The sequence below is a fragment of the Psittacicella hinzii genome, assembly GCF_003585935.1.
In the GTDB taxonomy this organism is placed as follows: domain Bacteria; phylum Pseudomonadota; class Gammaproteobacteria; order Enterobacterales; family Psittacicellaceae; genus Psittacicella; species Psittacicella hinzii.
In genome coordinates, this window is sequence record NZ_NRJG01000102.1 from 1 (window position 1) to 9,114 (window position 9,114).

At 34.1% G+C, this 9,114-nt stretch carries 4 protein-coding genes; all 4 read right to left on the bottom strand.

Features of this window, described 5'->3' with window-relative positions; translation table 11 throughout:
• Positions 1–39: 39 nt before the first annotated feature.
• The gene (gene cmk, locus CKF58_RS05710; protein WP_222987727.1) at positions 40–753 is read right to left on the bottom strand and encodes a (d)CMP kinase; all 714 of its coding nucleotides are present in this window, start codon (positions 751–753) and stop codon (positions 40–42) included.
• Between the two features lie 10 nt (positions 754–763).
• Positions 764–2,101, bottom strand: a complete 1,338-nt coding sequence (gene aroA / locus CKF58_RS05715) for a 3-phosphoshikimate 1-carboxyvinyltransferase (protein WP_119531858.1) — start codon at positions 2,099–2,101, stop codon at positions 764–766.
• A gap of 126 nt (positions 2,102–2,227) precedes the next feature.
• Entirely contained in the window at positions 2,228–2,719 is a 492-nt protein-coding gene (locus CKF58_RS05720) for a hypothetical protein (protein WP_119531860.1), read from the bottom strand.
• 127 nt (positions 2,720–2,846) lie between these two features.
• Positions 2,847–7,664, bottom strand: a complete 4,818-nt coding sequence (locus CKF58_RS05725; RefSeq protein ID WP_119531862.1) for an Rne/Rng family ribonuclease — start codon at positions 7,662–7,664, stop codon at positions 2,847–2,849.
• Positions 7,665–9,114: the final 1,450 nt, after the last annotated feature.

Sequence of the window (9,114 nt, forward strand, 5' to 3'; positions counted from 1 at the left end):
GTTCCTAAAACATGGTATGCCATGTTTTAGGCTTAAATTCTATAGTTGACCGATTTCTTTAAGATAAGCGTCAACTTTCTCAGATACTAATTCAAGGGTTTGCTCAATATCTAAATTAGTAGTATCAATACAAATAGCATCAGCTGCTGCTACTAATGGAGCAACTACACGATTTTTATCTTGATAATCACGTTGATTTAATTGTTCTAAAATTTTAGACATTTCAGCATGTTCACCACGAACTACTAGTTCTCTGTAACGGCGCTGTGCTTTTGCTTCTGGAGAAGCGTCAAGAAAGATTTTCAATTTTGCTTCAGGGAAAACAACTGTTCCCATATCACGACCTTCAACAACTAAACGTGAATATTGCTCTGCATATTTACGTTGACGCTCGAGCAAAGCTTTACGAATCTCTTGATTTTTAGCAATTAACGACGCATTAGCAGCTGTAGTTTCTAAACGTAATTCAGCTGTAACATTTTCTTGGTCTAGATATACTTGCAATACACCTAGCTCATCATCTTTAAATTCTAAAGGTAAGTCTTGTAAGAGCTCACAAGCTTGTGCTAGCACTGTAGCATTGGTATCTAATTGATTTAAATCTACTTTCTTATTAACTAAATAAATTGCTGACGCGCGATAAATAGCACCAGAATCTAAACGTTGGAGATTATATTTTTTTGCTAAGCCGCTAGCTAGAGTACCTTTACCAACACCTGAAGTTCCATCAATGGCGATTAAAATGTTTTCCATAATCTGATCCTTATTTGCCATGAATTTTGGCAAATTCTATAAAGTAAGTTGGGAATGTTTTACGCGTGCAACTTGGATCTAAAATCGTTACAGGTACGTCTTGTTTATTTAGAGCTACTAACGAAAAACACATTGCTATACGGTGATCATTATAGGTTGCTATTTCGGCTGAGCGTAAAACCTCAGGAGCTACTACTTCTAAATAATCATGCCTCTCAGTTACCTCTACTCCAAGTTTTTGTAATTCGGTTGCCATAGCGTTTAAACGATCTGTTTCTTTAACTCGCCAATTATAAACATCACGAATTACAGTTTTACTACCAGGTGGGCAGTATAACGCTGCAATTGCTAAGCCCATAGCAGCATCAGGTATTTTATTTAAATTTAGATCTACTGCTTTGAGAGCATAACCTGTTTGTGCTACTAAATCTTGATTCATTTGAGCACGAATATATCCATGACCCGAGCTAATAATTGCTCCCATTTGTTCAAGAGCAAGCACAAAGTCCTTATCCCCTTGTACCGAGGTCATGTCAATTCCACGCACTGTTACGTCACCTGCAATGGCTCCGGCTAGTAAGAAATACGAAGCACTTGAAGCATCACCTTCAACTAAAAAGCGTTCTGGACTTACATAGGCTTGCGGGCTTATTTTAAAAGCTTGGTAGTCATTAATAATTGTAACTTGCACGCCAAATTTACGCATTACATCTAGAGTAATATCAATATAAGGTTTAGAAACTAAATCTCCGATAATATTGATTTCAAGTTCTTGTCCAATTAACGGACTAATCATTAATAACGCGGTTAAAAATTGACTCGAAATATTACCCGCAATACCTACTTTTGTAGTTTTTAGAGCTACACCTGTAGCTTTAGTGCGAATTACTAAAGGCGCATAACCTTCATTTTCTAGGTATTCAATCTCACAGCCTAAGGTTAATAAAGCATCAACTAAATCCTTTACCGGACGCTCATGCATGCGTGGCTCACCACTAATTTTAAAACATGCGTCCCCTTGATTAAAAGCTAGAGCTGCAATTAATGGACGAAATGCTGTACCGGCATTACCTAAAAATAAATCAAAGTCACCATTTACGGCAAATTTACTGCCTATGCCCACTACTTTTGCTTGGGTTTTATCCTCATTTAAAGTAATATCTACTCCTAAAGTAGATAATGCTTTAAGCATCCATTTAATATCATCTGAATCTAAGAGATTCTCAACAATAGTTGTGCCTTGAGCCAAAGCCGCTACTAATAAACCACGATTGGATAAACTTTTTGATCCTGGAATCGTAATTTCGCCATGCGCTTGGGGATTAGCTTGAATTATTAACTTTTCCATAATAAAAAAGTCTGTGTAATTAAACACAGACGACAATATTTGCTTAAAGCATAAAACAAAATCTTGCTGTGTCTAGAGCACTTTAAAGCAATTTTATGTTTTACTTCCAGTCTAAATCTAATTTGTTTATTCTTTGTTATCAGAGTTTACCACTAAATCTAAATCTTGTTCTTTTAGATCTACAGATGTATTACTAGTGCTAACCTCTAACCCTTGTTTCGAATTAACATTAATATAAATTCGTCCACCAGCACTTTGATTTACACTTTGATTAGCATTTGTTACTGGTTTTTGAATTCTATTCATCATTTCGAGATAAGTATCTTCAAGATCGGCTTGTGTTGTTTTATTTAACTTTTCAATATCTTGAAATAAGTCGTTAGATACTTTTGTTAAAGAATTCTGATCACTAATTGGATTTGTATTCAATCTTTCTATCGGAGCATCAACAGTTAAATCACTTGCCAGAATAACCGAATTGTCATTATTTTGTTGGTATAAACGTTCAAGATCAACTTCAGCCCCTTTATGCTGTCCTTCTTTATCTTTATTTAACTCAGATACTAAAGTTTTAGCTTGTTGAATTTGACTAGACGTAACATTTTGATCTTTTGTCATAGGTTAAATTCAATTTTGGTTAAATAGAGGAGGAGATTAGTAAAAGATTAACCTCCTCTCTATTAGACAAAATTTTAATTTAAAGGTTGCAAATATTTAGCTAAAAATTAAAAATTAACTATATTAGTTATTTATCTTCGCTCTTTGCAACATAAAAAGGATTGTAATCATCAAATTCCATATTAATCGGACTTTGATAACTAGCATCAGTAGTCTTGCTTTCTACATGAGATTCGCAAGGCGTTCGTTCAGCCGCCCCCTTCGTTGACCCCTGATTAGTGTTTACCTCTGCATTATCTCCTTCATCATTTAAATGTTCTAAAACTTTAAGAACAAATGTCGGATTGTGTAATGCTCTAAATACTACATCAAAGATAAACTTAGTATTTAGGATATTAATCGAATGGTTAAAACGGTAAGGAACTGATTTCGCTATCTCTGGTTGTTTAAAGAATGATTCAAATACGTATTCATTATAAATACTTATTGCATCATCAATGCTATCCGTTTCTGCTTGATTATTATAGCTATCATAGCGAAGTGGATTATAGAAAGCAAAATGCGCAGTACGGTTATTAATTGCAGCATTAACATCTAGTAAGATAACTGCTTCACGCATGCAATTTAAAAAGGCGCAATGATAATCCGTACGACTGAAGAAGATTACTTTTTCATGTCCTAAAACGTTTAAAGTAAATAACCACTTATTAGCCCAGCTACTTAACTCTGGTACAGATAATAAGAATGCTAAAGCTGGATAAGCTGGTGAAGTTTTTAATTCACCGTTTTCTACTTTAAAGCTAATAATCTGCTCGGCACTTAAGTTATGCGTTGCAGCATATTTTGGATATTCACGTAATAAAGTTACTAAATAAGTTAGTAAATCTTCTTCGATAACTTTAACGATATTAGTATTGATTACCGGACGATCTATTTCGAAACTATCATATAAAGTTCTAATATCAATGCTATCAATACCATCAATAGATAATTTAAAATCACCTAATACATCTTGGTTGAAATTAGGTAGATTTTCATGACTAAAGCCTAAAAAGTCTACATAACTTAATTTATTAAAGTCAGCATCTTTTACATCTTTAAGACTATTTAATCTATCGAAGTGTTCTTTAGTAAAAGAACTATATTGCGCAAATAATTTATCGTACGGTTGTTTCTCAATTTTTACTAAATCGAGCATATAACGATAAGCTGGAGTTACTAACTTTTCATAGTCAAAATCTGCTAAATCGTTATAAATAGGATAAAACACAGCAAAAGAATCTTTGATTAACGTGTCTAAGTCAAAAAACAGACGGAAAATCTTTTCAACTTTTTTAATTGGATTTTTATCCGAGTGTGTAAATATATATTTATTAATAACATTAACACGCTTATCTGCAACATCAACCATGCTTAACTTTCTGATATCGGCGGTAGTGCCAATTTCTTCAGGTTTTAATGTGGTTTTAGTTGAAACATCTAGTTCTTTTGTTGCTTGAGACTTAACTGGAGCTTGTTGCTCTGGTTGCTTAAGAATTATCTTTCCTACTTTATCGGAAGCTGAAGTACTTGTATTAATCTTTACTTCATTTTTTGTATTATTTGCTTCACTAGTTTGAATATCTTCTGCACTATTAGCAACTTTCTTTACAGTCTCGTTTTTATTAGCTTGAGGTTTTTCCTTTTTACTTACTTCACTTGGAGTTGAATTCGTAAGATGAGGATCTACCTTAGCTAAAGTATTTTCTGTAGCAGGAGCTTTATCTGTTGCCGTAGCTTTTTCAGTTACTGGAGTTTTTTCAGTTACTGGATTTTTTTCAGTCGCTGAAACTTTTTCAACAGCTTGAGCTTTTTCTCCTACTTGAGGTTTGTCGTTTACTTGTGCTTTTTCAGTAGTTGTAGTTACAACTTTTTCTTCTACATTGTTACTAACATTTACTGAAGCATTTACACCTTTATCACGGTTATTTTTATTAACCGTAGAAGCAGACTTTGCTTCTTCACTTACCCCTTGGTTTTTAGCTTCGCTACGTTTTTGGGCACGTAGTTGCTTCTTCGCACGATTTACACTTTCGAAATCCGAATAGAAGTTTACACAAGGTTGTGGAGATCTAAAGATGTAGCGACGTAATTTAGCTACTTTGTCAACAGTAGATTCTTTTACTGATTTTTCTTCAGTTTCTTTTTTTGTAACCGCAGATGGAGTTCTTACTTCCACAGGGACAATTGGTTCCAGATTATTAAAGTTTTCACTGTTAATAGTACCAATTGGGTTACCTGGTTTACGAATTGAATCTAAAGTTTTCTCTGCAGATTTAATGAAAGATGGTTGATCTTCAGCACTATTAGCAAGAATAGTACCAATTTCTGGAGCTTTTTCTGTTCCAGTACCATTTGCTAACCATTCTGAGAAATCAGCAACTGGGAAAGCTTCTTGACGCAGAACATAACGTTCAGTAATGTCAGCATTACGTTTACGTTTTTCTTTCTTACTTTCTTCAGCTTTTGCTGCTTTAGCTTCAACAGCTTCAGTTGCTTTAGCTTTTTCACCTTTAGCTGGTTTAGCAACTTCTTCATTAGCTTTAGTTGCTTTAACTTCAGCTTTAGTTGCTTTTGGAGCTTTAGCTTCAGCTTCTTCTTTAGCTTTCTCTTCAGTTTTAACTACTTTTGCATTTTTCGTAGCATCTACTTTGACTTCGGCTTTAAAATCAGCTTTAGCTTCAGTTTTAGCATTTTCAGTTTCAAGTTTAGCGGTCGCTCTTTCTTGCGCTTCAACTTGAGCTTTTACTGCTGCCGGATCAATATCAGCTAACGCTTTATCAGCTTGTTTCTTAGCTTTACGTTTACGCTCTTTCGTGGTAGTAAACACTTCTTCGGTTACATGACCGTCATTTACTACTTTGCTCTTTGGTACATCAACTGTTTCTTCAAGACTTGCAGCTAATGCATTTGCTTCTTCAGCAGCTTTACGAGCATCACGTTGTTGTTTGCGTAGAGCACGTTTTGATAATGGTTTTTCAACTTTATCATTATCTTCTACGTTCTCATCAACGTTTAAAGCTAGATCAGTTAAGTTAGCTTTATTATCTGAAGCAATTGTTGGCGCTGGAGCAGATTTCTTTCTACTACGCTTTCTTTTACGTGAAGCTTGTAAAGCACGTAAAGCTTCAGCATCTTTATCGTCTTTATCTTTGTTGCTACGTTTAAATAGACCAACAAACCAGTTTTTAATACGATAAAGTAAAGTTTTCTCTTTTTCTTCGCGCTCTAAAGCTTCTTGAATGAACTCAGCTTTTTCTAAGCGTGCTTCAAAAGTTTTCTCCATGTAAGCATCTGGCACAGATGATAAATTGTGCGGCAGATTTTGTTCTTCGTGTTTTTCACGATTTTGTTGCTTACGTTGGTTAATACGATTTACTTCTTGATAGTACTCAGCAATATCGTAAGAGAATTTATCTTTAACTAAATCACCACGACGTACACGGTGAATTTCAAAGTGTGGAGTTTGTAATAAAGCATCTGGTACTACTACAATCTCTACGCCATTACTACTTTCAACGCGGTTAATTTCTTCACGTTTTTCGTTTAGTAAGTATGCAGCAATTTCATTAGGTACAACTACATGCAGTTTAGCTAAACGACCTGTACGTTTATTTACCTCTTCGGTAATTTGACGCAGGATATGTAATGCTAGAGATTCGTTATCACGAATAAAGCCCGTCCCACTACATCTTGGACATACGTGGTTATTAGATTCTGCAATTGAACCACGAATACGTTGACGTGATACTTCCATTAAGCCGAATTTTGAAATACGTGACGTTTGAATACGTGCACGGTCATCGGCTGTGGCTAAACGCATTTTCTCCTCAACTTTCTTCTGATTTGCCGATTGCGACATATCAATAAAGTCGATTACGATTAGACCACCTAAGTCACGGATTTTTAATTGGCGCGCAATTTCTTCAGCGGCTTCTAAGTTGGTTAAAAGAGCTGTAGATTCAATATCACCACCTTGGGTAAAGCGTGAAGAGTTAACGTCAATTGCAGTTAAGGCTTCAGTTGTATCAATTACAATCGCCCCACCGCTTTTTAGTTTAACAGTACGCTCAAATGCGGTATCGATTTGACGTTCGATATCATAGTGCGCAAATAAACCTTGTTGCTTGTGTTTTTCTGGATTATATAACTCTAAGTGAGGTTTAGATTGTGGACGCACTAAACGTAAATAGTGGTTAGCTTTGTCGTAAGCTTCTTGGCTATCAACAATAATCTCAACTACATCTTTAGTTAAATAATCGCGAATTACACGAATAATGGTTTCTGATTCGTGGTGTAAGATCCCCACATCATCATGCTCTTCAGCATATTCTTGAATTTTATCCCAAATAAAATGCAAGATTTTTAAATCATATCTTAACTCTTCGGTCGAACAACCAACACCAGCCGTACGTACAATTAAACCTTGACCTTCAGGTACATTTAGTTCTGAAAGTTTAGATCTTAATGAATCACGATCTCCAGAACTTAGACGACGTGAAATTCCGTCTACTTCAGGGCTGTTTGGCATTAAAACTAAAAACGTAGAAGCAATAGCAATATAAGTAGTTAAGGCAGCACCTTTATTTCCACGTTCTTCTCTTGCTACTTGAACAATTAGTTTTTGTCCAACTTCTAAACGATCTTTAATATCGTTGCTCTTACGATTATTAAAATAAGATTCGTGAATGTCTTTAAAAGGTAAGAAACCATCACGACCTTCACCGTAATCCACAAAGCACGCTTCTAATGAAGATTCAATGCGTGAAATACGACCAATATAAATATTGGATTTTTTATTATCATTTCTTCTCTGTTCGATATCAAGGTCTAATAATTCTCGTTCCTCGACCAGAGCAATACGCACCTCTTCTTCCTGAGTTGCGTTAATTAACATTTTTCTCATCGCTAGTCTTTACCAAAAAATAAGCGCATAAGAAATAAACCTAATACTTAAATAAATGATTGAACAAATGAGTTCAATCTATTGACGCTAGTCAATCATGTAGACAAAACTAAGCACCGTAATACCTATCTTATTCGGACAAGATCTGTATTTAAGTAATCTGTAAAAACAAAATTTATACATAAGTGATCCACCACTCAATTCTTAGAATTAAGCGCAAATCAGCTATTGCAATTAAGTTTTTAAAAAGATATAAGCTCTAGTTTCTTTTACATGTATCTTTATTGTCTAGAGCAGTTAATCATCTAACTTAACTCTATAGTTATTAATTTTATACATGTGCTACAAGTCAACTTCCTAAGCGAGCTCCTTTTATATATCGGTTATTACTCCAAGATATACTACGAATCTAATCGTTAAGGATACTTGGGCTTAGTTAGTAAGACTACATAAAATTAAGGTTGATTAAAACCCACTAGATAGTTAATGTATGGTCAATCTTACAATCAACAATTGTTTACTTATGTAATATAACATTGCCTTTACATCTTGCTCAGCTCTTACCTAAAACAAACAATTGAAGTGACAAACCTAAATTCTTTCTTTGTTAACTCTAAAACAACATGAAGTTCTAAGGCATTGCAATTTATTATTACTAATTGCAAACTATAAATTGCCATAAAAACTTCAAGAACCTAAGTTTTACAGATTGTGTTAACTTGTCTAGACTATTACCCTTACTCTTTATTTTATTTTTACTCTAAAACTTTAAAATAAATAAAGTTTATCTTCGAATAAACGGCTCTACTGAATAAAAACCAAATAAATTTCTAGTAATGTTCATAAAGAGGTTGAGTATTTCTCTAATGCTAAAACAAAAGATTCTTTTCTTTTGCATGCCGAATTAAGACTAGAGAATTGGATTTATAAAGCTACTCTTTATAAATCAAAGTGGCTAACCACGTATACTACAGAGGAATAGACTCCCTATTCATGTAATTCCAAATACAGGTCTTCTTATATCGCTGGGATAATCATAACCTAGTACAAATCTCTTTGTACTATTACTAATTTATTTTTCTAAAGAAATTATCTGGCTAAAGATAAATAACCAACTCTCTATGTAAAACTGCTAGGGTTTTTAATCTCTAAATCTGATTAACCTCTAGCAAAATCATTAACCATTAATAGCAGAAGTAATGTTAATCGCACTTTTTTAACTTGACATTTAACTATCAAGTATGAGCTATTTAATATTCGCTATTACGATTGGCTATTTTTCTTAGTTAGATACCAGCTCTTAAAGGTTAACTAAGAGAATTGTTATGTGGTTTTCTTTAGAAAGGAAATATTCTTTAAAGGATAAATTCTTACGCTAAATAAGCATTACCTACGCAAATTTCACTTAGCCTAGCTAAAGCTTAAATTTAAAACCGGTGTTTTCTTCAAG

What these genes read in the sequence shown, in the direction of transcription:
- CKF58_RS05725 (WP_119531862.1), bottom strand. Translation starts at nt 7,664, where the DNA reads ATGAGAAAAATGTTAATTAACGCAACTCAGGAAGAAGAGGTGCGTATT.
- cmk (WP_222987727.1), bottom strand. Translation starts at nt 753, where the DNA reads ATGGAAAACATTTTAATCGCCATTGATGGAACTTCAGGTGTTGGTAAA.
- CKF58_RS05720 (WP_119531860.1), bottom strand. Translation starts at nt 2,719, where the DNA reads ATGACAAAAGATCAAAATGTTACGTCTAGTCAAATTCAACAAGCTAAA.
- aroA (WP_119531858.1), bottom strand. Translation starts at nt 2,101, where the DNA reads ATGGAAAAGTTAATAATTCAAGCTAATCCCCAAGCGCATGGCGAAATT.